Source organism: Geodermatophilus sp. SYSU D00867 (genome assembly GCF_054050315.1).
The window spans coordinates 26,879-50,611 of record NZ_JBJGZC010000011.1; the positions used below are offsets into that span (position 1 = coordinate 26,879).

Here is a 23,733-nt window from a genome sequence, read left to right on the forward strand (position 1 = left end):
ATAGAACACTGATCGACGTCACATGGCAAAGTGGCACATCGCCTCCACCGTTACGATCGGGTCCTGATGGAGGCTGAGGAGCGGGCTGCCGAGCACGACGGCGAGCGGGAGATGACGGTCGACGAGCTCGCCGCGCGGGTGGGCATCACCGTGCGCAACGTGCGGGCGTACGCGGCCCGCGGGCTGCTGCCCCCGCCCCGGCTGGTGGGGCGCACCGGCTACTACGGCTCCGAGCACGTCGCCCGGCTGCTGCTGGTGCGCGAGATGCTCGCCGAGGGCTACTCCCTCGCCGTCATCGAGCGGACGCTGGCCACCGCCCCCGCCGTCGGCGGCTCGGCCACCCTCGCGCTGCACCGCGCGCTGCTCGCGCCCTGGCTGCCGCCGGAGCCGGAGGAGACCACCGCCGAGGAGCTCGCCGCCCGGGCGGGCGTGCCGGTGGACCCGGCCACCGTCGACGAGATGGTCCGGCTCGGCCTGGTCGAGCGGCTCGACGACGGCCGGCTGCGGGTCACCGACCCGCCGCTGCTGACCGCGGGCCTGCAGGTCGTCCGGCTCGGCGTGCCGCCGTCGGCGCTCATCGCCGCCCAGGCCCGGGTCATCGAGCTGGTGCGGGAGATCGCGGCCACCTACGTCGGCATGTACGTCGACACCGGGTGGCGCGCGCTGTTCGCGGAGGGCTCGCCGCCGGACCAGCTCGACCGGGTGCGGGCCGTGGTGGACCGGCTGCAGCCGGCCGCCGCGCAGGCGCTGCTGGCGAGCTTCCGCACCGAGATGGCCGCCGCGGTCGGCGCCGCGGTCGAGGCCGAGCTCGGCGCGCTCGCCGAGGAGTGAGCCGGGTCGCCTACCCGTCGCGGCCGGCCGACGGCTCGTCGATGCGCTCGTGGGAGCCGTCGAGCCCGTCGCGCTCGCGGGCGGCCAGCCGCCGGTCGCGCACCACCGCGGCGACGACGACCGCGACCAGGACCGCCGCCGGCACGGAGAACCCGGCGGTGGCGATCAGGCTCAGCCCGTCGGTCGCCAGGACGCTCGTGCCGGACACGTCCTCCATGTGACACCGATCGGTGTCACGGTGTCAAACCGGCGCACCCTGTCGGCACCCGGCGGTAGGACACCGCCATGAGCCCGCGCCGCCCGCTCGACCTGCTGGCCGCCCCCTCCAGCGCCGCGGCGCACTGGCCCGGGCAGGAGCGCGCCTGGGCGGCCCTCACCGCGGCGGGCCTGACCGGAGAGCTCGGACGGGCCCGGGAGGTCGCCGTCCGGGAGCTGTTCCCGCCGGTCCGGTGGGCCGCCGGCCCGGCCCCGGCGGGGCGGGTGCGCGACGCCGCCCGCGTCGTCGCCGGCCTGGCCGCGGTGCGGGACGCGGTCGCCACGACGCTGGACGCCGGCCGGACGCCGGTCGTGGTCGGCGGCGAGTGCACGACGACGGTGGGGCTGGTCGCCGGTGCCCGCGCCACCGGCCGGTCCCCGGGGCTGGTGTACCTCGACGGCGGGGTCGACCTGCGCACGCCGGCCGACAACCCGACCGGCGTCGCGGACTCGATGGCGCTGGCCCACGTGCTGGCGCTGCCCGGGTGCGATCCCGACCTGCTCGCGGTCGGCCCGGTCCGGCCGCTGCTGGCGGTGGACGACGTCGTGGCGGTGGGGGCCCGGGACGCCGAGCCGGACGCGACGACGGCGCGCCGGATCGGCCTCGCCGCCGTCCCGGCCGACGAGGTGGCGGCCGACCCCGACGGCGCCGCCGCGGGGGCCGCCGCGGCGGTGGACGGGCCCGACGGCTTCCTCGTGCACCTCGACGTCGACGTCGTCGAGTTCCTCGACCTGCCGCTGGCCGACGTGCCGGACCACGGGCGGGGGCTGCCGCTCGAGGTCGTCGCCGCGGTGCTGCGCCGGCTGTGCGCCGAGGACGGCTTCCGCGGCCTGTGCCTCACGGAGGTCAACCCCGACCACGCGCCGGACCCGGGGGAGGTCGCCCGGCTGGTGGCGGTCCTCACCGCCGCGCTGGCCTGAGCCACGGTTCCGCGCGGGCGCCGCGGGGGAGGAGCAGGGCATGAGCGGTTCTGCGACCTTCGACTTCACCGGCTCCGTCGTCCTCGTCACCGGCGGCGGGACCGGCATCGGCCTGGCGATCACCCGGGCCTTCCTCGACGCCGGCGCCACCGTCGCGATCACCGGCCGCCGGCGGGACCGGCTCGAGTCCGCCCTCGAGGGCGTGCCCGCCGAGCGCGGCGCGGCGCTGCCCGCGGACGTCTCCGACCCGGCCCAGGTGCGGCGGCTGGTCGCCGACGTCGTCGACCGGTTCGGCCGGCTCGACGTCGTGGTCAGCAACGCGGCCGGCTACGAGAGCGGGGAGGTCACCGACCTCGCCGACGAGGCGTGGGAGCAGATGCGCGCCACCAACGTCGACGCGTTCTTCCACCTCGCCAAGGCCGCGCTGCCGCGGCTGGCGGAGTCCGGCGGCAACCTGGTCGCCGTCTCCTCGGTGTCGGGGCTGCGCGGTGACTGGGGGCAGGCCGGCTACAACGCCACCAAGGCGGCGCTGACCAACTTCGTGCGGTCGCTGGCGCTCGACTGGGGCCCGCGCGGCGTGCGGCTCAACGCCGTCGCCCCCGCGTTCACGTTCACCGAGCTCAACGCCGACGCCCCCCGCGACGACGAGTCGCTCGCGCCCTTCCGCAACCGCATCGCCCTGGGACGGCCCGGGGAGCCGGAGGACATCGCGCCGTCGGTGCTGTTCCTCGCCTCCGAGGGTGCGCGGTACGTCACCGGCGCGGTGCTGGCCGTCGACGGCGGCACCAGCGCCTCCACCGGCCAGGCCCACGTCTGAGAGGGCGCACGGGTGACCGCCCGCGCCGCCTCCGACCGGCTGGCGTTCGTCGCCGGCGTCGTCGCGGGGGCGCCGGGGGAGCGGGTGCTCGAGGTCGGCTGCGGCGCCGGCGTGCTGGTCACGGAGCTCGCGGCCGCGGTCGGCGACGGGCGGGTGGTCGCGGTGGACCGGTCGGCGCGGATGGCCGCCGCGGCCGCCCGCCGCAACCGGGAGGCGGTCGACGCCGGCCGGGTGCGGGTCCTCGCCGCGCCGCTGCTCGACGCCGACCTGGCCGGCGAGCGCTTCGACGCCGTCGTCGCCGTCGACGTCCGGGCGTTCTGGACGCCCCCGGCGCCGGAGTGGGACGTCGTCGCGCGGGTGCTCGACCCCGGCGGCCGCGTGGTCCTCGGGTTCTCGGTCATGCGCCCGGACGACCGGGACCGGGTGCGGGCGGCCGTGGCGCGGGTGGCGGGGGAGCGCGGGTTCGCGGTGACCGCGGCCGCGGAGGCGGCCACCGCGCCGTTCCCGACCGCCGCGGTCGAGGTGCGCCGTCCCGGGTAGGGGAGGGGCCACCCACCGACGGAGGACCCTGCGATGACCGACGAGCTGCCCGGCGACCTCTACGGCTACGAGACGCTGCTGGACGACGACGAGCGCAAGGAGCTGGCGGGCATCCGGCGCTTCCTGGCCGAGGAGGTCCGGCCCCGGGTCAACGACGCCTGGGCCGCGGCGGAGTTCCCGATGGACCTGGTGCCGCGCTTCGCCGAGGAGGGCATGGTCGGGCGCAGCTACGACCTGGAGCACCGGCCGCGCGCCTCCCGGCTGTTCACCGGGTTCATCGCGCTGGAGGCCGCGCGGGTCGACCCGTCGATGGCCACGTTCCTCGGCGTGCACAACGGCCTGTCGATGGGCTCGATCGTGCTGCTGGGCTCCGACGAGCAGCGCGCCCGGTGGGTGCCGGACATGGTCGCGCTGGACAAGGTCGGCGCGTTCGCGCTCACCGAGCCGCACGGCGGCTCCGACGTCGCCCGCGGCCTGGAGACCACCGCCCGCCGCGACGGCGACGAGTGGGTCATCGACGGCGCCAAGCGGTGGATCGGCAACGGCACCATCGCCGACGTCGTCGTGGTGTTCGCCCGCGACGTCGCCGACGACGCGGTCAAGACCTTCGTCGTCGAGAAGGGCACGCCCGGGTTCACGCCCACGAAGATGGAGGGCAAGTACGCCCTGCGCACCGTGCAGAACGCCGACATCGTCTTCGACGGCTGCCGCGTGCCGGCGGGGAACAAGCTCGAGCACGGCAACTCCTTCACGGACGTCAACCGGGTGCTCAAGCTGACCCGCGGCGGCGTCGCGTGGTCCGCGGTCGGCTGCCAGATGGGCGCCTTCGAGGCGGCGGTCGCCTACGCGAAGGAGCGCGAGCAGTTCGGCCGCCCGATCGGCGGCTTCCAGCTGATCCAGGACCTGCTCGCCCGGATGGCCGGCAACGTGACCGCGAGCCTCGGCATGGCGGTGCGGGTGTCGCAGCTGCAGGAGGAGGGCGTCTTCCGGGACGAGCAGGCCGCGCTGGCCAAGGCGTTCGTCACCGGCCGCGCCCGCGAGACGGTGGCGCTGGCCCGCGAGCTGTTCGGCGGCAACGGGATCCTGCTGGAGAACGACGTCGTGCGGTACTTCGCCGACGCCGAGGCCCTCTACTCCTACGAGGGCACGCGGGAGATCAACAGCCTGATCGTCGGGCGGGCGCTGACCGGGATGAGCGCCTTCGTCTGAGGAGGGCCCCTCGCGAGGGGGAGGCCGCCCCGCGCCCGGCTGCACGCCGCGGCGCGGGGCGCCGATGCCCTCCAGCAGACGGGCGGGACCGCCGCCCGCGGGCCGGGGAGGTGCGGTGGGCCGGCAGTCGGTGCTCGTCGTGGAGGACACCGAGGAGATCCGCGAGCTGGTGGCCACGGTGCTGGAGCGGGCCGGGCTCGACGTCCGCGCCGTCGGCTCGGGCGCGGAGTGCCTGGCCGAGGTGCGCCGGTCGGCGCCCGACCTCGTCGTCCTCGACCTCGGGCTGCCCGACGGCGACGGCACCGAGGTGTGCCGGCAGCTGCGCGCCGAGAGCGGCTGCTACGTCCTCATGCTCACCGCCCGCGCCGAGGAGGTCGACCTGCTCGTCGGCCTCGCCGTCGGCGCCGACGGGTACATGGCCAAGCCGTTCTCCCCGCGGGAGCTGGTCGCGCGGGTGCAGGCGATGCTGCGCCGCCCGCGCACGGTCGTCGCCGTGCCGGAGCCCGACGACGCCGTCGTCCGGCTGGCCGACCTCGAGGTCGACGAGGACACCCGCGAGGTGCGCGTCGACGGCGTCGTGGTCGACCTGACCCGCACCGAGTTCGACCTGCTCGCCGCGCTCGCGTCGCGGCCGGGCCGGGTGCTGCAGCGCGAGACGCTGCTGCGCGAGGTGTGGCGCACCGACTGGGCCGGCAGCCTGCGCCTGGTGGAGGCGCACATGTCCAACCTGCGCCGCAAGCTGACCGCCGCGGGGCTGCGGGCGGCGCAGATCCGCACCGTCCGCGGGGTGGGCTACCGGCTGGTGGCCTGACCCCGCCGGGGCTCGGGGACCCGGCTGCCGGCGCAACAGGTGGCCCGGGCGCGCAGCCGCCGCACCAGGACCGGGTCGGCCGCGGGGGACTGCGGGGCGGCGGGCGCCGTGGCGGAGCCGGCGAGGAAGGCCAGCAGCCGGGCCGGCAGCTCGCCGCCCGGGCCCGGGGTCGTCCGCACCGTGTCACCGTCCTGCGTGCTCACGACGGGGAGCCTGCCACCGGCCGCGCAGCCGGTCCGCGGGACCCCCGCGCGATCCGCGCGCGACCGGTGTGCTCAGCGCGGCAGCACCAGGGTCGCGGTGGTGCCGCGGCCCTCGGCGCCGGCGAGCTCCAGCCGCCCGCCGTGCGCCGCCGCGATGGCGTGCGTGATCGACAGGCCGAGCCCCACGCCCGGCACGCCGGCCCGCACGGCGGTGGTGGCGCGGGTGAAGCGGGTGCCCAGGCCCGCCCGCTCCGCGCCGGGGATGCCGACGCCCGTGTCGCGGACCTCGATGCGCACCTCGCCGTCGTCGGCGGTGCCGAGGCCCAGCTCGACCCGCCCGCCGCGGGGCGTGAACTTCACGGCGTTGGACAGCAGGTTGTCGACCGCCTGGCCCAGCCGCAGCGCGTCGCCGGGCACGACCGGCCCCGCCGAGGGCGCGGTCACCGCCAGCGCCACCCCGGCGGCGTCCGCGGTGACCCGTGCCGACTCCCCGGCGGCGCGCACGAGCGCGGCCAGGTCGACCTCGCCCGGCGTCAGCGCGAACCGGCCGGCCTCCACCTGCGCGGTGAACAGCAGGTCGCCGACGAGCCGCTCGAGGCGGGAGGCGTTGCGCTGGACGGTGGTCAGGTACCGGCGGTGGCCGGCGCCCAGCGCCGGGTCGTCGAGCACCAGCTCCAGGTAGCCGAGCACCGACGACAGCGGGGTGCGCAGCTCGTGGCTGACCAGGGCGACGAACTGGTCCTTGAGCCGCTCGGCCGCGCGCGCCTCGGTCGTGTCGGTGCCGACGAAGGTCCAGCCGGCGGGGCCGCCGTCGTCGTCGGCGCGGGGGGTGACCGCCACCGAGACGGTGCGCCGGGTGCCGTCGGCGGCCACGTACGTCCAGTCCCGGACGTCGCTGCCGCGCGCGGAGGCGACGGACACCAGCGCGTCCAGGCCGCGGCCGGCCAGCTCGGCGGGGTCGTGGAAGTCGGTGATCCGGCGACGGCGGACGACGTCGGCGCGGGGGAGCCCGAGCAGCCGCTCGGCGCCGGGGTTCCACACGCGGACGACGCCGTCGCGGTCGGTGCCGACGACGGACTGCTCGGTGATCGCGTCGACGACGCTGGTCATCGTGGCGGCGCGGGCGCGCAGCACGCGGGCGGCGACGGCGAGGTCCTCGCCGCGGGCGTCGACCAGCGCGGTGAGCGTGGCCCGCTCGGCCTGCAGCGCGGCGACCTGCGCGCGCAGCTCCGCGACCTCGGCGTCCGTCACACCGGCAGCGTCGGCCGCGGCCGGGCGCGGCTGCAGCGGGGGCCGGACCGGGTCACCCGGCGAGGGGAGACGCGGCAGCGCCCCGCCGGGACGGACCCGGCGGGGCGCTGCGCTGGTGAGGTGCGGGAACGGCCCCTCTGCGGGGTCCCGCCGCGAGCGTGCGAGCGGTGGGGCAGAGGGGTCCTTCCTCAGCTGCTGCTGGAGGCCTGGCTCTGCACGGACTCGCGGGACTGCTGGGCCTGGCCCTGCACGTCCTGCGCGGCCGACTGGCCCTCCTGCTTGACGGTCTGCGCCGCGTCCTGCGCGGTCGACCGGACCTCCTCGACGGCCTGCTGGGCGGCCGGCTTGAGCTGCTCGCCGACCTCCTGCGCCGCCTGCTTGGCCGGGGCGAGCAGCTCGTCCTTGTGCTCGCGGACCGCGCTCTCGGCCTGCTCGGCCAGCTGCCGCTCCTTCTCGGTGGCGGGCAGCAGGCTGGACACCAGCCAGCCGACGCCGAAGGCGATCAGCCCGGCCGCGAGGGGGTTGCCCTGCGTCTGGCGGATCACCGCGTCGGGGGCCTGCTGGACGGCGTGCGCCGCCTGGGAGGCGGCGTCCTGCACGGTGCCGGCCGCGGAGGACGCCGCGCCCTGCACGGTGCCGGCGGCGTTGGACGCCGCGCCCTGCACCGAGCCCACGGCGTGCTGCGCCATGCCGCGGGCGTCCTGAGCGGTGCCGCGCGCCGAGGACCGGGTGTCGTGGGCCGAGCCCATGACCTTGTCCTTGACGTTGGCGAAGCGGCCCTTCGCCGAGGCCATGCGCCGGTCGATGACGCGGGCGGGGTTGACCTTCTCGTTGAGGGCGTCGACGTCGTAGCTCAGCTCGCGACGCGTCTCCTCGATCTGCCGCCGGATGACGTCCGGGTCACTGCTGCTGGTCATGTCTGCTCCAGGGGGTGTGGTGGCCTGACCGGTCGGGTCGCGGGCCGAGGGTCAGTGGGGCTTGAGGGCGCCGGGGACCTGCTGGAGGGTGTCCACGGTCCGTTCGGGCTTCGGGTTCACCTGCCGGAACTTCTTGCGTCCCATGGCGTAGGCGACGGCCCCGATGACGCCCCAGATGACCGCCACGATCAGTGCGGCCAGGCCGGCGTCCATCACGTTCTCCAGCGCCCACCACAGGGCGAAGGAGAGGAACAGCACCGTCATGTAGCCGGCGAAGCCCGCGGCGCCGAACATGCCCGCGCCCTGGCCGGCCTTCTTGGCCTCGACCTTGAGCTCGGCCTTGGCCAGCTCGAGCTCCTGGCGCATGAGCACCGAGAGGTCCGTGGTGACCTCGCTGATGAGCTCGCCGACGGAGGTGCCGCCGACGTCGGGGCGGCCGGCCTCGGTCATCGGGGTGCCGCGCTCACCGGCGTGCGCCCCGTAGGACTGGGTCGGGTACTCCTGCTGGCCCGCGTAGTCCTGCTGGCCGGCGTAGCCCTGCTCGTAGCCGGGGGTCACGGCGTAGTTCGCCTGCGGCGGCTCCGGGGGGTAGCCCTCCTGGCCGCCCACCGGCGTGGCGCCGGAGTAGGGGGAGCTCATGGTCAGACCCCCTGGCCCGGGCGGCGGGTCGGGTCGTCCCACCCGGCGGGCGCCGACGGGGGCACCACGCTGCCGGCCGGCGGGACCGTGCCGTACGGCGGGGGCGGCACCGGGGTGCCGGGGGTGGCGGCGTGCTCGCCGTAGGAGCCCGTCGTCGTCTCGTAGCCGCCGGTCGTCCCGTAGCCGGTGGTCGACTCGTAGCCCGAGTAGGTCGGGGCCGGGTCGACGTAGGTGCCGGTGGTGGAGGACGACGGCGTCGAGGCGAACTGCTGCGAGCCGGACGAGGAGCCGTTGCTGTGCGCGGCCTTGACGCCGCTGGTCAGCCGCCCGGCGAGGACGCCGGCGACGGCGGCGCCGAGCAGGAAGGTGCCGGGCCGACGGCGGGCGAAGGAGCGGACCTCCTCGAGCAGGTCGGCCGGCTCGCGGTTCTGCAGCATGTCCGCGAACTCCTGGACCTTGCCGGCGCCCTGCTGGATCAGGTCGCGGGCGGGGCCGGGGGCCGGGGCGTTGCCGTCGACCATGCCGCGCAGCTGCTCGGCCAGGCTCGACAGGCTCTGGCCGGCCTTCTGCTGCTGCGACACGACCTGCTGGCGGGCCTGGGTGCGGCCCTGCTCGACCAGGCTCTGCGCCTGCTGCTTGGTCTCGGCGACGACGTTCCTGGCCTGGTCCGCGGCGGTCGAGGCGACCTGCGAGCCGGCCTCCTTCGCGGTCTGGCCGACGTTGCGGGCCTCGTCCTTGGCGACGTCGGTGGTCGACGGCGAGCCCGAGCTGGTGGTCGAGGTCGTACTCGTCTCCCCGTAGCCGGTGGCGCCCGAGGAGGGCGGCGGCGGGAGGGGGGCGTCGATGGAGTGGGTCATCGTTCCTCCTGAGTGGATCTCGGTCGAGGCTGGCGCTACCCAGAAATGGATCACTCACACACGTCCCGGCGCCGGCCGTCGCCGGGACGGATGCGGGTGGAGCAGGGCCGGCGATGCGTGGCGCCGGCCCGGTGAGCCGTGGGGAAGACGCGGTCGGGGAGCCGGCCGGCCCGGGCGTCCGTGCCCGGCGGCGTCGCCGTTCCCGCAGGCCACGGGCTACCCGGACGCACGGGTCCGAAACGGCGGCCGGGCTCTCGGGCGGCGCAGGTAAGGTGAGCCTTCCCTGATCCGAGGAGAGCTCATGGCCGACCAGTCCCCGCGCCGCAGGCGGACGCCCCGCACCGGCACCGTCGTGCGCACCAGCCGCGTGACGCCGCACGTCGTCCGCGTCGTCCTCGGCGGGGAGGGGCTGTCCGGCTTCGCGCCCGAGCACACCGACTCCTACGTCAAGCTGCTCTTCCCGCCGGCCGGTGCGCCCTACGCCGCCCCGTTCGACCTCGACGACGTGCAGGCCCGCCTGCCGCGCGAGCAGTGGCCCGCCACGCGCACCTACACGGTCCGCTCCTGGGACGCCGCGGCCGGGGAGCTGACCGTCGACTTCGTCGTCCACGGCGACCAGGGCGTGGCCGGCCCCTGGGCCCTGGCCGCCCGGCCCGGCGACACGCTGCAGCTGTTCGGCCCCGGCGGCGCCTACAGCCCGGCCGCCGACGCCGCCTGGCACCTCATGGCCGGTGACGAGACCGCGCTGCCGGCGATCGCCGCCGCGCTGGAGGCCCTGCCCGCCGGGGCGCGGGCGGAGGTCTTCGTCGAGGTGGCCGGGCCCGAGGAGGAGCAGGACCTCGCCACCGGCCCGGGTGTGCGGGTGACCTGGGTGCACCGCGGCGCGGCCCCCGGGGTGGCGCTGGTCGCGGCCGTCGTCGCGGCGGACCTCCCCGACGGCGACGTGCACGTGTTCGTGCACGGCGAGGCCGGCGCCGTCCGCGAGCTGCGCCGGTTCGTGCGCACCGGGCTCGGCGCCCCGCGCGAGCGGCTGTCGGTCTCCGGCTACTGGCGGGTCGGGAGCACCGAGGACCGCTGGCAGGCGGAGAAGCGCGAGTGGAACGCCGCCGTCGAGGCGGAGGAGCAGGGGCTCGGCGTCGCCTAGCGCCCCTCAGGGCGTCCAGGGGAAGCGCGGGGTGCGCCGCTCGGTGAAGGCGGCCACGCCCTCGGCGAGCTCGCCGGCGGCGATGGTCTCCCGGTACCAGCGGCGGGCCACCTCCTCGCCGTCGCCGCCCGCGGCCAGCGCGGCGGTGACCTCCTTGGCCGCGTGCTGGGTCAGCGCCGAGCGGCCGGCCAGCACCCCGGCGAACCGGCGCACCTCGCCGGCCAGGTCGCCGGCCGGCAGCAGCCGGTCGACCAGGCCGGTGCGCAGCGCGGTCTCGGCGTCGACCAGCTCCCCGGAGTACAGGAGGTAGCGGGTCGTCGCCGGGCCCACGAGCTGCATCAGCTGGCGGGTCGACGTCGGCGTGTACACGATGCCGACCTTGGCCGGGGTGACCCCGAAGACGCCGGTCGGGTCGGTGAACCGCAGGTCGCAGCAGGTGGCCAGCTCGACGCCGCCGCCGATGCAGTGGCCGCGGATCATCGCGATCGTCGGCCGCGGGAAGTCCCGCAGCGCCGCCTGCGCGGCGAGGTTGTCGCGGCGCAGGTGCGCCATGGGGTCGTCGGTGTCGGGTCCGCCGAGCAGGTCGGAGATGTCGGCGCCGGCGCAGAAGGTGGTCCCGGCGCCGGTGAGCACGAGCACCCGCACGGAGGGGTCCTCGGCCAGCCCGGCCAGCACGCGGGGGAGCGCTGCCCACATGCCGGCGGTGAGCGCGTTGCGCTTGTCCGCGCGGTCGATGGTCAGCACGGCGACGGCGCCGTCGCGGCCGACGCGCAGGTGGTCGGCGGGGTCGTTCGAGGTCACGCGCTCAGCCCAGGTCGTCCGTCGAGAAGGTGTCGCACTGCCGCGGGTCGCCGGTCTCGTACCCGGTCAGGAACCAGCGCCGGCGCTGCTCGGAGGAGCCGTGGGTGAAGGTGTCCTGGTCCACGGTGCCACCGCCGAGGTTCTCCTGGATGAAGTCGTCGCCGATGCGGCCGGCGGTGTCCAGTGCCCGGTCGACGTCGTCCTGGGTGATCTCGGCGATCAGGGGTGCGCCGGACTCGTCGGGGACCGTCTCGGCGTGGTTGGCCCACACGCCGGCGTAGCAGTCGGCCTGCAGCTCCAGCCGCACGGTGCCGCTGGCCGGGCCGGTCTCGCCCGGGGTCACCTGCCGGTTGGCGCCGAGCAGGTTCTGCACGTGGTGGCCGTACTCGTGGGCGAGCACGTAGGCGTTGGGGAAGGCCCCGCCCTCGGCGCCGAACTGGCTGCGCAGCGTGTCGAAGAAGGTCAGGTCGATGTAGACCAGCTGGTCGGCCGGGCAGTAGAACGGCCCGGAGCCGCTGGTGGCGCCGCCGCACTGCGTCTGCACCTGACCGGAGAAGAACACGGTGTCGGTGGGGACGTAGTCCGCGCCGAGCGCCTGCGACCAGTAGTCCTGGATCGAGTCGACGTCGGCGACGACGGCGCACTCGACGGAGGTGTTGGCGTCGCCGCTGTCGTCGCAGGACTGCTCGAGGGCGCTGTTGTCGGCCGTCTCGCCCTCGCCCAGGCCGCCGGACAGCGCGCCCAGCCCGGCCCCGGCGGTGCCCCCGCCGCCGCCGAGGACCTGGAACAGCACGACGACCAGGAGCCCGACGAGGCCGATCCCGCCGCCGCCGACCGCGAGCCCCCGGCCCCCGCCCAGGCCCCCGCCGCGCCCGCGCCGGTCCTGGATCGACGACGTGTCGAGGTCGCCGCCCTCCCTGTACCTCATCCGCTGCTGTCCTCCCGGTGCCTGGCCGTCGTCCGACCGTGCCACCGGCCCCCGCGCTCCGCGACCGGAGCGTCAGCCGCGGAGGGGAGGGGTGGGTCAGGCGCGCTCGGCGGGCTCCGCGCCGGTGCGCGGGGCGGCGTCGCGGTCCTCGCGCAGGAACAGGTACCAGTACGACGTCCCGACGAAGACGACCGCGCCGACGAGGTTGCCCGCACCGGCCAGCAGCCAGTTGGTCAGGGTGTCGCCCCAGTTCGCGCCCTCGACGCCGGCGAACACCGCCGCCGGCAGGAAGAACATGTTGGCGACGACGTGGTCGAACCCCATCGCGACGAACGCCATGACCGGGAAGAACACCGCCAGGATCTTGCCCGCGACGCTCGAGGACGCCAGCGACATCCACACCGCCAGGCAGACCAGCCAATTGCACCCGACGCCCCGCAGGAAGGTCTCCCACGCGGTGTGGTGGGTCTTGCCGTCGGCGATCTCCGCGAGCCGGGTGAAGGTCAGCTGCGCGCTGCCGGTGCTGTCCGGGTCGCCGATCACGCCGGTGGAGACGGCGAGGAAGTAGGCGACGAACAGGGCGCCGAGCAGGTTGCCGAACAGCACCAGCGTCAGGTTCCGGAGGACCTCGCCGGCGGTGATCTTGCCGTTCATCGCGCCCAGCGGGACCAGCATCATGTTGCCGGTCGCGAGGTCGGAGCCCGCGATGAGCACCAGCACCAGGCCGAGGGTGAAGGCCGCGCCCATGAACAGCGTCGGCAGCGTGCCCCACGTCTCGGCGGACAGGCCCGAGGAGACGGTGATCGCCACGAGCGCGCCGAAGGAGATGTAGGCGCCGGCGAGGAAGGCGCTCACCAGCACCCGGTCCCAGCTGCGGTGCACCTTCTTGGCGCCGGTCGCGCTGGCGACCCTGGCGACCTCGGCGGGTTCCTTCGCGGTCATCGCGCCTCCCGGGACGGCGGGCTCGTCCCGGGACGCTAGTGGAACAGCTCCGTCCGCGCCGCCCGGGGACGCCGACGCCGCAGGTCGGGCCTAGGGTCGGGCCGACGATCTCACGGGGAGGAGCCCATGGCGTTCGGCAACCGGGTGCGCAGCGCCCTGACCACCACGGTGCTGGCCACCGCCGCCACCGGCTTCCTCGCCGGCTGCGGGTCCGACGACGAGCAGGAGCAGGTCGCCTACTGCACCAACGAGGACGGCGAAATCGTCGACGACGACTACTGCGACGACGACTACCGCGGGGGCGGCGGCCTGTTCTTCCTCTACCTGGGCGCCTTCCGTCCCGGCCTGCCGGTCGGCACGGTGCTGCCCGCCGGCGGCACCCGCGTCAACCCCACCGACACCGCGGCCCGCCAGCGCTACGGGCTGCCCGCCACCGGCAAGGTGTCCGCCGGCCAGCGGGTGACCGGCGGCATCGGCTCGGGCGTCGGCGGCGGGTCGGGCTCCTGAGTGCGGCGCGTCGAGGGCGGCGTCGTCCGGCCCGGCTGGGAGGCCGAGGTCGAGGCGCAGGGGCTGGTCTACAACCGGACGACGACGCCGGGCGGTGAGGTCCGCAGCTACTGGCGCGAGGGCCCGTTCTACGACTTCACCGCCGCGGAGGTCGAGCGGCTCGAGAGCGCCGTCGCGCAGCTGTTCGAGATGTGCGTCGCCGCCGGCGACCACGTCATCGAGCACGACCTGTTCGACCGGATGGGCATCCCGCTGATCGCCCGGTCCGGCATCCGCGCCTCGTGGGAGGCCGAGCCGCCGAGCGTGTACGGCCGCTTCGACCTGCGCTACGACGGCGAGGGCCCGCCGAAGCTGCTGGAGTTCAACGCCGACACCCCGACCGGCCTGGTCGAGGCGGCGGTGACCCAGTGGAACTGGCACCTGTTCACCGGGCAGGGCCGCGACCAGTGGAACGCGCTGCACGAGAGGCTGGTCGCCGCCTGGCAGCGCAACCTCACCCGCTGGGAGCGGCGCACCGGGGTGCGGCCGCGGGTGCACCTGGCGTGGACCAGCGCGGAGACCTCCGGCGAGGACCGGATGACCGTCGCGTACCTCATGGACACCGTCGTCCAGGCCGGCTACGAGGCGGTCGAGGTCCTGGTCGAGGACATCGCGCTGGACTCCGGCGACGGCCGCTTCTACGACCCCGCCGGCCGCCACCTCGACGTCGTCTTCAAGCTCTACCCCTGGGAGTGGCTGGTCGACGACGAGTTCGGCGCGGCCGTCCTCGCCGACGCCGCCCGGCCGGGCGGTACCACGTGGGTCGAGCCGGTCTACAAGATGCTGTGGAGCACCAAGGCGCTGCTGCCGGTGCTGTGGCAGCTGTTCGGCAGCGACCCGGTGCTCGGGCAGTACCTGCTGCCGGCCTACTTCGCCGACGAGATGCCCTCGTCGTGGCGGGACTACGTGCGCAAGCCGCTGTGGGGCCGCGAGGGCGCCAACGTGCAGGTCGTCCGCGGCGGGCAGGTGGTCACCGCGATGCCCGGCCGGTACGGCACCGAGGGGTTCGTCGTCCAGGAGTTCGCGCCGCTGCCGGACTTCGCCGGCGTCGACGGGCCGCACCACCCGGTGCTCGGCGCCTGGGTGGTCGACGGCGAGCCCGCGGGCCTGGGCATCCGCGAGAGCGACGGGCTGATCACCGACAACCTGAGCTTCTTCGTCCCGCACACCGTGGACGCCCGCTGACCGTCACGCCGGCCGGTGGGTGAGCAGCGTGACCCCGCCGGCGAAGGTGCGGGCGCCGGTCGCGGCGAGCCGGACGTCGGCGCCGTCGGGGAACAGCCGCCGGCCGCGGCCGAGGACGCGGGGGCGGACGAACAGCCGGTGCTCGTCGGGCAGCCCGGCGCCGATCAGCGCGTGGCACAGCGTGATGCTGCCGGTCACCCCGACCTCGCCGTCCCGGCCGGCCACCAGCCGGCGGACCTCCTCGACCGGGTCCCCGGACAGCACCGTGGTGTTCGCCCGGCCCGGGTCGGTGAGGGTGCGCGAGACGACGGCCTTCTCCACCGCGTCGAGGTGGGCGGTGATGCCGGTGGTGTCGCCGGCCTGGTGCGGCCGGTGCGACCGCATGTCCTCGAACGTGCGCCGGCCGAGCAGGAGCACCGACTCGCCGGCCATGTGCTCCCGGACGACGTCGAGCTGGTCCGAGGCGTCGACACCGTCGTCCTGCGGCGCGAACCAGTCGTCGACGGCCTCCACCACACCGTCGACGGTGACGTTCTGCGTGACCACCAGCCGTGCCGTCCCGGTCTCCTCCCGTCGGGTCTCCACGAGGGACGACCGGCCGGGCGGCCCGGACTCGTCGGACCTACGGTCGGGACATGCCGCTGGAGGGTGAGTACGAGCCGAGCACGCAGCAGTGGGTCCGCGACCAGGTCGAGCGCTACGAGGCGACCGGCGGGCGCGAGGCCAACACGCTGCGCGACACCGGCCTGCCGGTCGTCGTCTTCTCGACCCGCGGGGCGACGACCGGGAAGGTCCGCAAGCAGCCGCTCATGCGGGTGGAGAAGGACGGCGTCTACGCGATGGTCGGCTCCCAGGGCGGGGCGCCGAAGGACCCGGCCTGGGTGGCCAACCTGCGCAAGCACCCCGACCAGGTGACGGTGCAGGACGGCCCGGAGCCCTGGGACGGCGTCGCCCGCGAGATCACCGGCGAGGAGAGGGCCGAGTGGTGGGAGCGCGCGGTGGCCGCCTACCCGCCCTACGCCGACTACCAGCGGAAGACCGACCGCCAGATCCCCGTCTTCCTGGTCGAGCGGAAGGGCTGACCCGCCCGCTCGACTGAGGGAAGGCTGCCCTAAGTTCACTCCCGGCGCCGGGTGGTCCGGCGCCGGGAGGAGGGCGACGGTGCTCCTGGTGAGGACGGGCCGGCGGATCGCCGGGACGACGGCGGGCGGGCTGCTGGCGGCGGCGCTGCTGACCGGGTGCGGGGACACCGACCCCGTGGCCGAGGCGGCGCCCGCAGAGGAGACGCGCACGGTCGAGCACGCGATGGGGGAGACCGAGGTCGCCGGCACCCCGGAGCGGGTCGTCGTCCTCGACACCGGTGAGCTCGACGCCGCCCTCGCCCTCGGCGTGACCCCGGTGGGCGCGGTCCGCACCGACGTCAGCGACGAGCTGCCCGGGTTCGTGGCGGAGGCCGGCGTCGACCCCGCCGACATCGCCGCCGTCGGCACGATCGCCGAGCCCGACCTGGAGGCGATCGCGGCGCTGCAGCCGGACCTCATCCTGTCCAACTCCGTGCGGCACGCCGACGTCTACGGGCAGCTGGCGCAGATCGCCCCCACGGTGTTCGCCGAGGCCATCGGGGAGAGCTGGCAGGAGAACCTGCTGCTCGCCGGCGAGGCGCTCGGCCGCCAGGAGCGGGCGCAGGACCTGCTCGACGAGTTCGCGGCGCGGGCCGAGGAGGTCGGCGACCTCTACGGCGACCCGGCGCAGACCGAGGTCAGCGTCGCCCGCTTCCTCGACGGCACGGTCATCCGCCTCTACGGCGAGGGCTCGTTCATCGGGTCGGTGCTGGCCGACGTCGGCTTCGCCCGGCCGGAGCTGCAGCGGACGGCGGAGACCTTCGTCGAGGTCTCGCCCGAGCAGGTGACCCAGGCCGACGGCGACCTGCTCTTCCACGGCGCCTACGGGGCCGACGGCGCGACGGCGGCCGACCAGGTCACCGCCGGGCCGCTGTGGCAGTCGATCCCCGCGGTCGCCGAGGGGCGCGCGGTCGCGGTGGACGACGACCGCTGGTTCCTCGGCCTCGGGCCGCTGGGCGCCGGGCTGGTGCTCGACGACCTCGAGGAGCTCGCGCCCCGGCTGGCCGGCTAGGACGCGGCGAGCCGGCGGCCGAGGTCGGCGGCCACGGCGTCGTCGCCGCGGGCGCGGGCGCCGAGCAGGCCCCAGCCCAGGTCGGCCACGACCCGCGCGGCGTGCACCCGGGCGGTGAGCGCCGGCGTGGGCAGCAGCTCGGCCCGGGCGGCGGCCGACACCTCGGCCAGGTGGTCGAGTGCGGCGTGCAGCCGCCGGTCGTCGCCCGCGGCCGCCGCGGCGGTCACCTCCCGCACCGCCGCGGGCAGCCGCCGGCTCGACGCGCGCGGCAGCAGCGACAGCCCGACCGCCAGCGCGACGGCGACGCCGACGCCGGTCTCGGCCAGCCGCTCGACCACCAGGTGCCCGGCGGTGGGCGTCGGGTTGCCCAGGTGCACCAGCAGCAGCGCCAGCGGGGTGATGCAGGAGACGGCGAGCACGTACTGCGCGGCGACGAGCAGCTCGACGGCCAGCTGCAGCACCCCGGCCAGCGCGATCGCGACGCCGACCGGCGGGTCCAGCGCGACCAGCACCCCCGCGACCAGCACGCCCAGGGCCGTGCCGACCGCGCGTTGCAGTCCCCGGGTGCGGGTGGCGCGGGCGTCGGTGCCCAGCTGCACCGCGACCGCCGTCGTCACCGCCCAGTAGGGGCTGGACAGCCCGAGCGCGACGGCGGCCAGCCCCGCGGCGGCCGACCCGACGCCGAGGCGCAGCGCGGTCGCCGCCGCGGGGGCGTGCCACCACCGCGGCGGTGCCGGGTCGAGGGGCGGGGCGGTCGCGGGCGGGGGCGCGGCGGGCAGCGCGGCGAGGAACCGCCGCTCGACGTCGTCGAGGCGGGCGCGCAGCCGGCGGTCGCCGCGGCCGCTGCCGCCGCGGACCGCGACGTCGGCCAGGCGCACCGCCCGGGCCGCGCCCGCCGGTGGGCCGCCCACCCCTGCCCTCCCCACCGCGGACTCGGCCGCCTCCAGGGCGCGGCGCTCGGGGCCGGCCGGGTCCCACACCCAGGGCAGCATGCAGCCGGCCCAGGCCAGCGCCGCGCCGGCCGCGGCGGCGAGGGCGTGCGCGCCGAGCCCGCCCGGCGTGGTGCCGAGCGCGCTGGAGCCGCCGGCCACCAGGACGACGCCCAGCGGGCCGGGCGGGCCGACCCGCCAGACGACGCTCGCCGCGGCGGCCGCGGCGGCCGGCGCCGCGCAGGCCAGCACCAGCGCGACCGGGTGCCCGCCGGCCAGCGCGCCCAGGGTGCTGCTGGCCACGAGCACCACCGCGACGACGGCGACCACGCCCGCGCGGCGGCGGTAGGGCAGCGCGTGCCCGTAGACCGCGGTGAACGACGCCAGGCCCGCCGCCGAGCCGAGGTCCGGGCGCCCCAGCGCGACGCCGGCGGCCAGGGTCAGCACCAGGCAGGCCGCCGCGGTCACCCCGCGGCGCCCGCCGGCCCGCCACAGCGCCCGGAGCGGGGGGACCGGCGGGCCGAGCAGCGGGCGGACGGCGGTCACCCTCCCATCGTGGCCGTGCCCCGCGGGCCCGGCCGCGAGCCGCGGGCGTGATCCCGGTCCCTGGACGCGCCCCCTCCGGCTCCGGGACCATGCCCGGCACGACCACCGACCGGCTGCTGCGCGCCGCCCTGCTCCTCAAGGGACTCGACGGCGCGGTCGAGCTGCTCGCGGGCCTGGCGCTGCTCGCCGTCGGCCCGCGGGCGCTGGACGGGCTGACCCGCCGGGTCGTCGCGCACCACCTGCTCGGCAGCCCGGACGGCGCGCTGGCCGAGCGCGTCACCGCCGGGGAGGCCGCGCTGAGCGGCGGCGCCCACACCTTCGCCGTCGTCTACCTGACCCTGCACGGCCTGGTGAAGCTGGGCCTCGTCGCCGCGCTGCTGCGCGAGGTGCTGCCCGCCTACCCGGTCGCCGCCGCCGTGCTCGGGGCGTTCGGCGGCTACGAGGTGTACCTGGCCGTGGACCGGGGCTCGTGGGGGATGTGGGCCGCGGGCGGCCTCGACCTGCTGCTGACCGCGCTCGTGCTCCGCGAGTACCGGCGGCTCAGAAGCCGACGACGGCGTGCGGGCGGTACGGCTCCTCCAGGCGGGCGACCTCCTCGTCGGTGAGCCGCAGGTCGACGGCGGCGACGGCGTCGTCGAGGTGCGCGGCCCTGGTGACGCCGACGATCGGCGCGGTGACCACCGGCTTGGCCAGCAGCCAGGCCAGCGCCACCCGCGCCCGCGGGACGCCGCGCTCGCGGGCCACCTCGGCCACCCGCTCGACGATCGCGCGGTCGCTGGCCTCGTCGTAGAGGCGGCCGCCGAACGCGTCGTTCTCCGACCGGTGCGTCGTCTCGTCCCAGTCGCGGGTCAGCCGGCCGCGGGCCAGCGGGCTCCACGGGATCACGCCGATGCCCTGGTCGGCGCACAGCGGGAGCATCTCCCGCTCCTCCTCGCGGTTGAGCAGGTTGTAGTGGTCCTGCATCGACACGAACCGGTGCCAGCCGCGCTCGCCGGCCAGGTGCAGCGCCTTGGCGAACTGCCAGGCCCACATGCTGCTCGCGCCCAGGTACCGGACCTTGCCGCTGCGGACGGCCGAGTCCAGCGCCTCCAGCGTCTCCTCGATCGGCGTGGCCGGGTCCCAGCGGTGGATCTGGTACAGGTCGACGTGGTCCACCTGCAGCCGCCGCAGGCTCGCCTCCAGCTCGCGCAGGACGGCCACCCGCGACAGCCCGCCGCCGTTGGGGCCCGGGCGCATCCGGCCGTGCACCTTGGTGGCCAGGACGACGTCGTCGCGGGTGGTGAACTCGCGGATCGCCCTGCCGGTGATCTCCTCGCTGGAGCCGGCCGAGTAGACGTTGGCGGTGTCGAGGAAGGTGACGCCGGCCTCGAGCGCCTTCCGGATCAGCGGCATCGCCTCGTCCTCGGGCAGGCTCCACGGCGTCATCCCGCGGTCGGGCTCGCCGAAGCTCATCATCCCGAGGCAGATCCGCGAGACCTCCAGGCCGGTGGCACCCAGGCGCACGTACTCCATGCCCCCACCCTTCCCCGGAGGCGCGGTGGTCGCCTCCCGGCGTCAGGGGAGCGCGGCGGCCAGCTCCGGCACGCGCTCGGCGACGCCCGGGGGGAAGGCGGTGAACGGCTCGGCGTCGGCGACGGGCTTCGCGCCCCTGCCGGTCCACCGCCACGTGCCCACCACCTGCCCGCCGCAGACCACGGTGGACCGGAACACCCCGTTGCCGCCGGGCACGATCCGCTCGGCGAACTCCGGCGGCACCGTGCAGCTGCGGTCGGCGTAGCCGAGGACGACCTCGTCGAAGCCGGGCAGCAGGTGCAGCCCCTCGGCGTCGGCGCGGCAGGCGGCCAGCCGCTCCGGGGTCTCCGGGTCGAGGTACGCCTCGGTGCCGCCGACGTCGACCGTCGCCAGCCGGTCCCGCACCGGCGCCAGGCCCGCGCGGGCGTCCCGGACCGTCGTGCCCGCCCAGCGCACCAGGTCCGCGACGGTGGCCGGCCCGTGCCCGGTGAAGAACCGCAGCGCGAGCTCAGCCAGCGCCTCCTCGCGCTCCAGGCGGCGCGGCGCGGGCACCCACTCGTCGAGCAGCACGAACGCCTGGTCGCCGTCGTCGGTGGGGCCGAGGACCAGCGTCCCGGTCTGGGAGAGGTACCAGAGCGTGTGGTAGCCCCTCTGGCCCGCGACGTCGCAGCCCGCGTCGGCCAGGGTGGCGAGCAGCGCCTGCCGGCCCAGCCGCCGCCCGCCGGTCAGCGCGGCGACGGCGGCCTCCCGCGACCGCTCGAGGTCCTCCTCGGTCAGCCCGACGACCGCCCGCCGCTTCGCCGCGCCGGCCAGCACCCGCCCGCCGAGCAGCTCGAGCATCCAGGGCAGGTCCTCGGCGGCGACCAGGTGCAGCGTCCCGCGCATCGGCCAGGAGCGGACGACGTCGCCGGCGTCGAGGGCCGCGGTGACCCCCGCCCGGGAGCGGCCGGCGGTGCGCAGCGCCACCGACGTCAGCGCGCCGGGCAGGTCCTGGCCCTGCACCGCGCCGAGCGCCCGCACCGCCGCCGCGGCCTCGGGGAACGGCGGTCCGGCCACCCGCTGGGCCACCAGGCGCAGCAGCGCGACCTCCCGGGGCGTCACCGTGGTCATGCCGGGAGGGTGCCAGCAGGGGGTGACCGTCAGGCGTCCTGCCCGCGCTCGATCCCCAGCGTGGCGAGCAGGTCCTCGTGCAGCTGGATCCACACCGTGTGGCAGGAGTCGACCTCGGGGGAGTCCACCCAGCGCCGCTCGCCGTGGTCGACCCGGGCGAGCGCGGCGGCGTAGCGGTCGGCGTAGCCGTCCAGGCGCTGCAGGCAGCGGGCCAGGGGGTCGGTCACCGCGGCCAGGTCGCGGCCGAGCGTCCCCAGCGCCCGGAGCACGCGCTCGTCCCACCTCCAGTCGGTGTGGTCGTTGGCGGCCATCGGCTCGGTGCGGGTCGGCCGCAGCTGCCAGTCGGTGCACACCTTCCCGAACCGGCGGTTCAGCGGGACGAACCGGCCGTGGGCCTCGGTGACCAGGTCCCGTGCACCGGTCAGCTCCAGCTCCGCGCCCATCCGCCGCTCGTCCTCGGCCCGGCCCGCCTCGGTCAGCGACCACCCGGCGCTGTCGGCGAAGCGGGTGTGGGTGACCCAGCCCCGGGTGGCGTGCTCGAGCAGGCGGTCCTCGACCTCGTCGCGGTCGAGCCCGTAGCGGTCGGCGATCCGCCCCGGGGAGGCGAAGCCCAGCACCCGGGGGCCGTGCAGCGCGAGGTCGTCGGGGTCGGAGACGTGTGCGGGCACGGGGCCATCCTCGGTCACGGCACCCGCGCCGGTCAGCGCTCCAGGCGCAGGTGGACCACGTCCTCGGCGTCGGGCTCCGTGGTCAGCGGGGTGAACCCGGCTGCGGCGGCCACCCGCAGGCTCGCCGCGTTGTCCGGCTCGATGCCCAGGACGAACTGCTCGACGTCGGCGGTCTCCGGCGCGGCGACCAGCGCCCGCAGCGCGGCGCTGCCGTGGCCGCGCCCCCGGCGCGCCGGGTCGACGACGTAGGCCACGCCCATCGTGCGGCGCCCGTCGGTCGCGAGGACCCGCTCGGCCACCGGGTCCCACGTCGTCCACCGGTCGTAGACGTCCCCACCGATCTGGGCGACCGGGCGGCCGGTGTCGTCGAGCGCGACGAACGAGTGGCTGCGCAGCACCCGGCGCCCGCGGAACTCCTCGGTCCACCGCGTGCCGCGCAGGGCCATCTCCCGCACCGGCCACTCGCGGCCGCCCAGCCGCCGCCGCGTCGCCTCGTCGTCGAACCAGGGCGTGACGGCGGGGAGGTGCTCCGGCTCGAAGGGGACCAGCCGGAGGGTGCTCACCCGCCCACCCTGACCCCGACCCGGACGGCGCGCACGTCGTCGCTGCCACACTCCGGCCCGTGCAGGCCGAGGACTGGGACGCGCGCTACGCCGAGCGGCAGCAGTGGTCGGGGGAGCCCAACCCGCTGGTCGCGGCGCTCGTGGCGGACCTGCCGCCGGGCGACGCCGTCGACCTGGCCGCGGGGGAGGGGCGGCACGCGCTGTGGCTCGCCCGGCGGGGATGGCGGGCGACCGCCGTCGACTTCTCGGCCACCGGCCTGGCCCGCGGGCAGGCGCAGCCGGACGCCGACCGGGTCACCTGGGTGACCGCCGACGTCACCACCTGGACGGCGCCGCCCGCCTCCCTGGACCTGGTGCTGGTCGCCTACCTGCACCTGCCGGACCCGCCGATGACCGACCTGCTCCGCCGGGCCGTCGGCTGGCTGCGCCCCGGCGGGCGGTTCCTGCTGCTGGGGCACGACGCCGAGAACGTGACCGCGGGCGTCGGCGGGCCGCAGGACCCGGCGATCCTGCACAGCACCCGGCGGCTGGCCCCGGTCGCCGGCCTGCTCGCCGTCGACCGGCTCGAGCCGGTCCGCCGGGAGACGCCCGCCGGCACGGCGCTGGACACCCTGCTCTGGGGACGGCGGCCCGCCTGAACCCGGGAGGACCCCCTGCCCCTCGCCGCTCGCACGCTCGCGGCGGGACCCTGCAGGGGGCCGGGGTCGATACCGTCCGGTCCGTGACCGACACCGTCGAGGAGTGGTTCGCCGCGGCCGGGCCGCGCGAGGCCGAGCTGCGGCGGGTGGACGCCCTGGTCCGCGAGGCCGCGCCCGGGCTGGACCGCGAGCTCGTGCCGGCCGGGTCGGGGCACGTGCTCGGGTACGGCCTGCTGCCCTACCGGCCGCGCTCGGCCAGGGAGACCACCCGCTGGCCGCTGGTCGCCCTCGCCGCGCAGAAGCGGCACCTGTCGCTGTACGTGTGCGCCGTGGTCGACGGCGAGTACCTGCCCGAGGCGCGCGCCGCGCGGCTGGGGAGGGTGTCCTGCGGCAAGAGCTGCGTCCGGTTCACCTCCCTGGACCGGATCGACCGGGCGGAGCTCGCCGCGCTGGTGCGTGACGCCGCCGCCGTCACGTCCTCGGGCGGCAACGCCTTCTTCGTGTCCTGACCGACACGCCGCAGCGGTCCTCGGAGGGGGACGAAGGTCCCTGTTTAACACGCGTCCCACCCGCCACCGTGGACGCCGTACCCCCGCACGGACCGAACGAGGAGTCCCGCGCGCCCATGACGCCGATCGAGCAGCTCCCCGCCGACCCCAGCGTCGAGCAGGCCGTCACCCGGCTCGTGGACGAGTTCGGCGCGCGGTTGCGACCCCAGGTCGTCGGCAACGTCGTGCGCATGTGCCGGCAGGACCTCAGCGGCGTGCCCGTGACCGCCCTGCCGGAGATGGTGGAGCGGCTGGCCCGGACCCGCCTGCAGGCCGTCGGCTGAGGGAG

General features: G+C 76.5%; 30 protein-coding genes. 15 read left to right on the forward strand and 15 right to left on the reverse strand.

Annotated features, from left to right (window positions below):
* The first annotated feature begins 66 nt into the window (after positions 1-66).
* Positions 67-831 (forward strand): MerR family transcriptional regulator, encoded by a 765-nt coding sequence (locus ACI8AK_RS12015; protein WP_456956397.1) that lies wholly within the window; start codon positions 67-69, stop codon positions 829-831.
* A 10-nt stretch (positions 832-841) separates the two neighbouring features.
* Here the strand turns inward: ACI8AK_RS12015 and ACI8AK_RS12020 are convergent, their stop codons facing one another.
* A complete protein-coding gene (locus ACI8AK_RS12020) occupies positions 842-1,039 on the reverse strand; it encodes a hypothetical protein (RefSeq protein ID WP_456956399.1) in 198 nt (65 codons plus the stop codon).
* Positions 1,040-1,116: 77 nt separating this feature from the next.
* Here ACI8AK_RS12020 and ACI8AK_RS12025 point away from each other — a divergent pair, with 77 nt between their 5' ends.
* The 5 genes from ACI8AK_RS12025 to ACI8AK_RS12045 all read left to right on the forward strand — a co-directional run bounded on the left by ACI8AK_RS12025 (position 1,117) and on the right by ACI8AK_RS12045 (position 5,384).
* Positions 1,117-2,007: an arginase family protein gene (locus ACI8AK_RS12025; protein ID WP_456956401.1), complete on the forward strand. Its 891-nt coding sequence runs from the start codon at positions 1,117-1,119 to the stop codon at positions 2,005-2,007.
* Between the two features lie 40 nt (positions 2,008-2,047).
* Positions 2,048-2,824, forward strand: a complete 777-nt coding sequence (locus ACI8AK_RS12030) for a meso-2,3-butanediol dehydrogenase (protein WP_387985923.1) — start codon at positions 2,048-2,050, stop codon at positions 2,822-2,824.
* A gap of 12 nt (positions 2,825-2,836) precedes the next feature.
* Entirely contained in the window at positions 2,837-3,364 is a 528-nt protein-coding gene (locus tag ACI8AK_RS12035) for an SAM-dependent methyltransferase (protein WP_456956402.1), read from the forward strand.
* A 33-nt stretch (positions 3,365-3,397) separates the two neighbouring features.
* The gene (locus tag ACI8AK_RS12040) at positions 3,398-4,573 is read left to right on the forward strand and encodes an acyl-CoA dehydrogenase family protein (protein WP_387985917.1); all 1,176 of its coding nucleotides are present in this window, start codon (positions 3,398-3,400) and stop codon (positions 4,571-4,573) included.
* A 115-nt stretch (positions 4,574-4,688) separates the two neighbouring features.
* Positions 4,689-5,384, forward strand: a complete 696-nt coding sequence (locus ACI8AK_RS12045) for a response regulator (protein WP_456956404.1) — start codon at positions 4,689-4,691, stop codon at positions 5,382-5,384.
* On the opposite strand, the gene ACI8AK_RS12050 is transcribed toward ACI8AK_RS12045, so the two are convergent.
* The 5 genes from ACI8AK_RS12050 to ACI8AK_RS12070 form a co-directional block, all read right to left on the reverse strand.
* A complete protein-coding gene (locus ACI8AK_RS12050) occupies positions 5,366-5,587 on the reverse strand; it encodes a hypothetical protein (protein WP_456956406.1) in 222 nt (73 codons plus the stop codon). The two genes, ACI8AK_RS12045 and ACI8AK_RS12050, sit on opposite strands and share 19 nt — an antisense overlap.
* A gap of 72 nt (positions 5,588-5,659) precedes the next feature.
* Entirely contained in the window at positions 5,660-6,838 is a 1,179-nt protein-coding gene (locus tag ACI8AK_RS12055; RefSeq protein ID WP_456956408.1) for a sensor histidine kinase, read from the reverse strand.
* A gap of 188 nt (positions 6,839-7,026) precedes the next feature.
* Positions 7,027-7,755 (reverse strand): DUF3618 domain-containing protein, encoded by a 729-nt coding sequence (locus tag ACI8AK_RS12060; protein ID WP_387985907.1) that lies wholly within the window; start codon positions 7,753-7,755, stop codon positions 7,027-7,029.
* A 51-nt stretch (positions 7,756-7,806) separates the two neighbouring features.
* Positions 7,807-8,394, reverse strand: a complete 588-nt coding sequence (locus ACI8AK_RS12065) for a phage holin family protein (protein WP_387985905.1) — start codon at positions 8,392-8,394, stop codon at positions 7,807-7,809.
* A gap of 2 nt (positions 8,395-8,396) precedes the next feature.
* Positions 8,397-9,251, reverse strand: a complete 855-nt coding sequence (locus ACI8AK_RS12070) for an ATP synthase subunit B family protein (protein WP_387985903.1) — start codon at positions 9,249-9,251, stop codon at positions 8,397-8,399.
* A 301-nt stretch (positions 9,252-9,552) separates the two neighbouring features.
* Between ACI8AK_RS12070 and ACI8AK_RS12075 the strand changes: the two genes are divergently transcribed.
* On the forward strand, positions 9,553-10,395 hold the full coding sequence (locus ACI8AK_RS12075) for a siderophore-interacting protein (RefSeq protein WP_387985900.1): 843 nt from the start codon (positions 9,553-9,555) through the stop codon (positions 10,393-10,395).
* A 6-nt stretch (positions 10,396-10,401) separates the two neighbouring features.
* Here the strand turns inward: ACI8AK_RS12075 and ACI8AK_RS12080 are convergent, their stop codons facing one another.
* The 3 genes from ACI8AK_RS12080 to ACI8AK_RS12090 form a co-directional block, all read right to left on the reverse strand.
* Positions 10,402-11,196, reverse strand: coding sequence for an enoyl-CoA hydratase/isomerase family protein (locus ACI8AK_RS12080; RefSeq protein ID WP_387985898.1), 795 nt, complete (start codon positions 11,194-11,196; stop codon positions 10,402-10,404).
* A 4-nt stretch (positions 11,197-11,200) separates the two neighbouring features.
* Positions 11,201-12,124, reverse strand: a complete 924-nt coding sequence (gene ypfJ / locus ACI8AK_RS12085; RefSeq protein WP_387985895.1) for a KPN_02809 family neutral zinc metallopeptidase — start codon at positions 12,122-12,124, stop codon at positions 11,201-11,203.
* A 96-nt stretch (positions 12,125-12,220) separates the two neighbouring features.
* A complete protein-coding gene (locus tag ACI8AK_RS12090) occupies positions 12,221-13,066 on the reverse strand; it encodes a formate/nitrite transporter family protein (protein WP_387985892.1) in 846 nt (281 codons plus the stop codon).
* 126 nt (positions 13,067-13,192) lie between these two features.
* On the opposite strand from ACI8AK_RS12090, the gene ACI8AK_RS12095 reads away from it, so the two are divergent.
* Together ACI8AK_RS12095 and ACI8AK_RS12100 are read left to right on the forward strand one after the other, a co-directional pair.
* Positions 13,193-13,573 (forward strand): hypothetical protein, encoded by a 381-nt coding sequence (locus tag ACI8AK_RS12095; RefSeq protein ID WP_387985890.1) that lies wholly within the window; start codon positions 13,193-13,195, stop codon positions 13,571-13,573.
* On the forward strand, positions 13,574-14,797 hold the full coding sequence (locus ACI8AK_RS12100; RefSeq protein ID WP_387985888.1) for a glutathionylspermidine synthase family protein: 1,224 nt from the start codon (positions 13,574-13,576) through the stop codon (positions 14,795-14,797). It abuts the gene before it with no gap.
* Between the two features lie 3 nt (positions 14,798-14,800).
* On the opposite strand, the gene ACI8AK_RS12105 is transcribed toward ACI8AK_RS12100, so the two are convergent.
* Positions 14,801-15,382, reverse strand: a complete 582-nt coding sequence (locus tag ACI8AK_RS12105; RefSeq protein ID WP_456956410.1) for a dihydrofolate reductase family protein — start codon at positions 15,380-15,382, stop codon at positions 14,801-14,803.
* A 50-nt stretch (positions 15,383-15,432) separates the two neighbouring features.
* On the opposite strand from ACI8AK_RS12105, the gene ACI8AK_RS12110 reads away from it, so the two are divergent.
* Entirely contained in the window at positions 15,433-15,879 is a 447-nt protein-coding gene (locus ACI8AK_RS12110) for a nitroreductase family deazaflavin-dependent oxidoreductase (RefSeq protein ID WP_387985884.1), read from the forward strand.
* A 79-nt stretch (positions 15,880-15,958) separates the two neighbouring features.
* A complete protein-coding gene (locus ACI8AK_RS12115) occupies positions 15,959-16,930 on the forward strand; it encodes an ABC transporter substrate-binding protein (RefSeq protein ID WP_387985881.1) in 972 nt (323 codons plus the stop codon).
* Here ACI8AK_RS12115 and ACI8AK_RS12120 read toward each other — a convergent pair.
* Complete coding sequence (locus tag ACI8AK_RS12120) at positions 16,927-18,405, reverse strand: FUSC family protein (protein WP_456902851.1); 1,479 nt, start codon at positions 18,403-18,405, stop codon at positions 16,927-16,929. The two genes, ACI8AK_RS12115 and ACI8AK_RS12120, sit on opposite strands and share 4 nt — an antisense overlap.
* Before the next feature lie 89 nt (positions 18,406-18,494).
* Here ACI8AK_RS12120 and ACI8AK_RS12125 point away from each other — a divergent pair, with 89 nt between their 5' ends.
* The gene (locus ACI8AK_RS12125) at positions 18,495-19,010 is read left to right on the forward strand and encodes a DUF2127 domain-containing protein (protein WP_456902850.1); all 516 of its coding nucleotides are present in this window, start codon (positions 18,495-18,497) and stop codon (positions 19,008-19,010) included.
* Here the strand turns inward: ACI8AK_RS12125 and ACI8AK_RS12130 are convergent.
* Genes ACI8AK_RS12130 through ACI8AK_RS12145 form a run of 4 tightly spaced genes read right to left on the reverse strand, consistent with a single transcriptional unit; the run spans position 18,946 to position 22,258 of the window.
* Complete coding sequence (locus ACI8AK_RS12130) at positions 18,946-19,917, reverse strand: aldo/keto reductase (protein ID WP_456956412.1); 972 nt, start codon at positions 19,915-19,917, stop codon at positions 18,946-18,948. The genes ACI8AK_RS12125 and ACI8AK_RS12130 overlap by 65 nt on opposite strands.
* 42 nt (positions 19,918-19,959) lie before the next feature.
* Positions 19,960-21,027, reverse strand: coding sequence for a winged helix DNA-binding domain-containing protein (locus tag ACI8AK_RS12135; protein WP_456956414.1), 1,068 nt, complete (start codon positions 21,025-21,027; stop codon positions 19,960-19,962).
* A gap of 29 nt (positions 21,028-21,056) precedes the next feature.
* A complete protein-coding gene (locus ACI8AK_RS12140) occupies positions 21,057-21,695 on the reverse strand; it encodes a hypothetical protein (RefSeq protein ID WP_456956416.1) in 639 nt (212 codons plus the stop codon).
* Positions 21,696-21,727: 32 nt separating this feature from the next.
* Positions 21,728-22,258: a GNAT family N-acetyltransferase gene (locus ACI8AK_RS12145; RefSeq protein WP_387985837.1), complete on the reverse strand. Its 531-nt coding sequence runs from the start codon at positions 22,256-22,258 to the stop codon at positions 21,728-21,730.
* Positions 22,259-22,317: 59 nt separating this feature from the next.
* On the opposite strand from ACI8AK_RS12145, the gene ACI8AK_RS12150 reads away from it, so the two are divergent.
* From ACI8AK_RS12150 to ACI8AK_RS12160, 3 genes are all read left to right on the forward strand, one after another.
* Complete coding sequence (locus ACI8AK_RS12150; RefSeq protein ID WP_456956418.1) at positions 22,318-22,896, forward strand: class I SAM-dependent methyltransferase; 579 nt, start codon at positions 22,318-22,320, stop codon at positions 22,894-22,896.
* Between the two features lie 83 nt (positions 22,897-22,979).
* Complete coding sequence (locus tag ACI8AK_RS12155) at positions 22,980-23,405, forward strand: DUF1801 domain-containing protein (protein WP_387985832.1); 426 nt, start codon at positions 22,980-22,982, stop codon at positions 23,403-23,405.
* A 116-nt stretch (positions 23,406-23,521) separates the two neighbouring features.
* On the forward strand, positions 23,522-23,728 hold the full coding sequence (locus tag ACI8AK_RS12160; RefSeq protein ID WP_387985830.1) for a three-helix bundle dimerization domain-containing protein: 207 nt from the start codon (positions 23,522-23,524) through the stop codon (positions 23,726-23,728).
* The last annotated feature ends 5 nt before the right edge of the window (positions 23,729-23,733 follow it).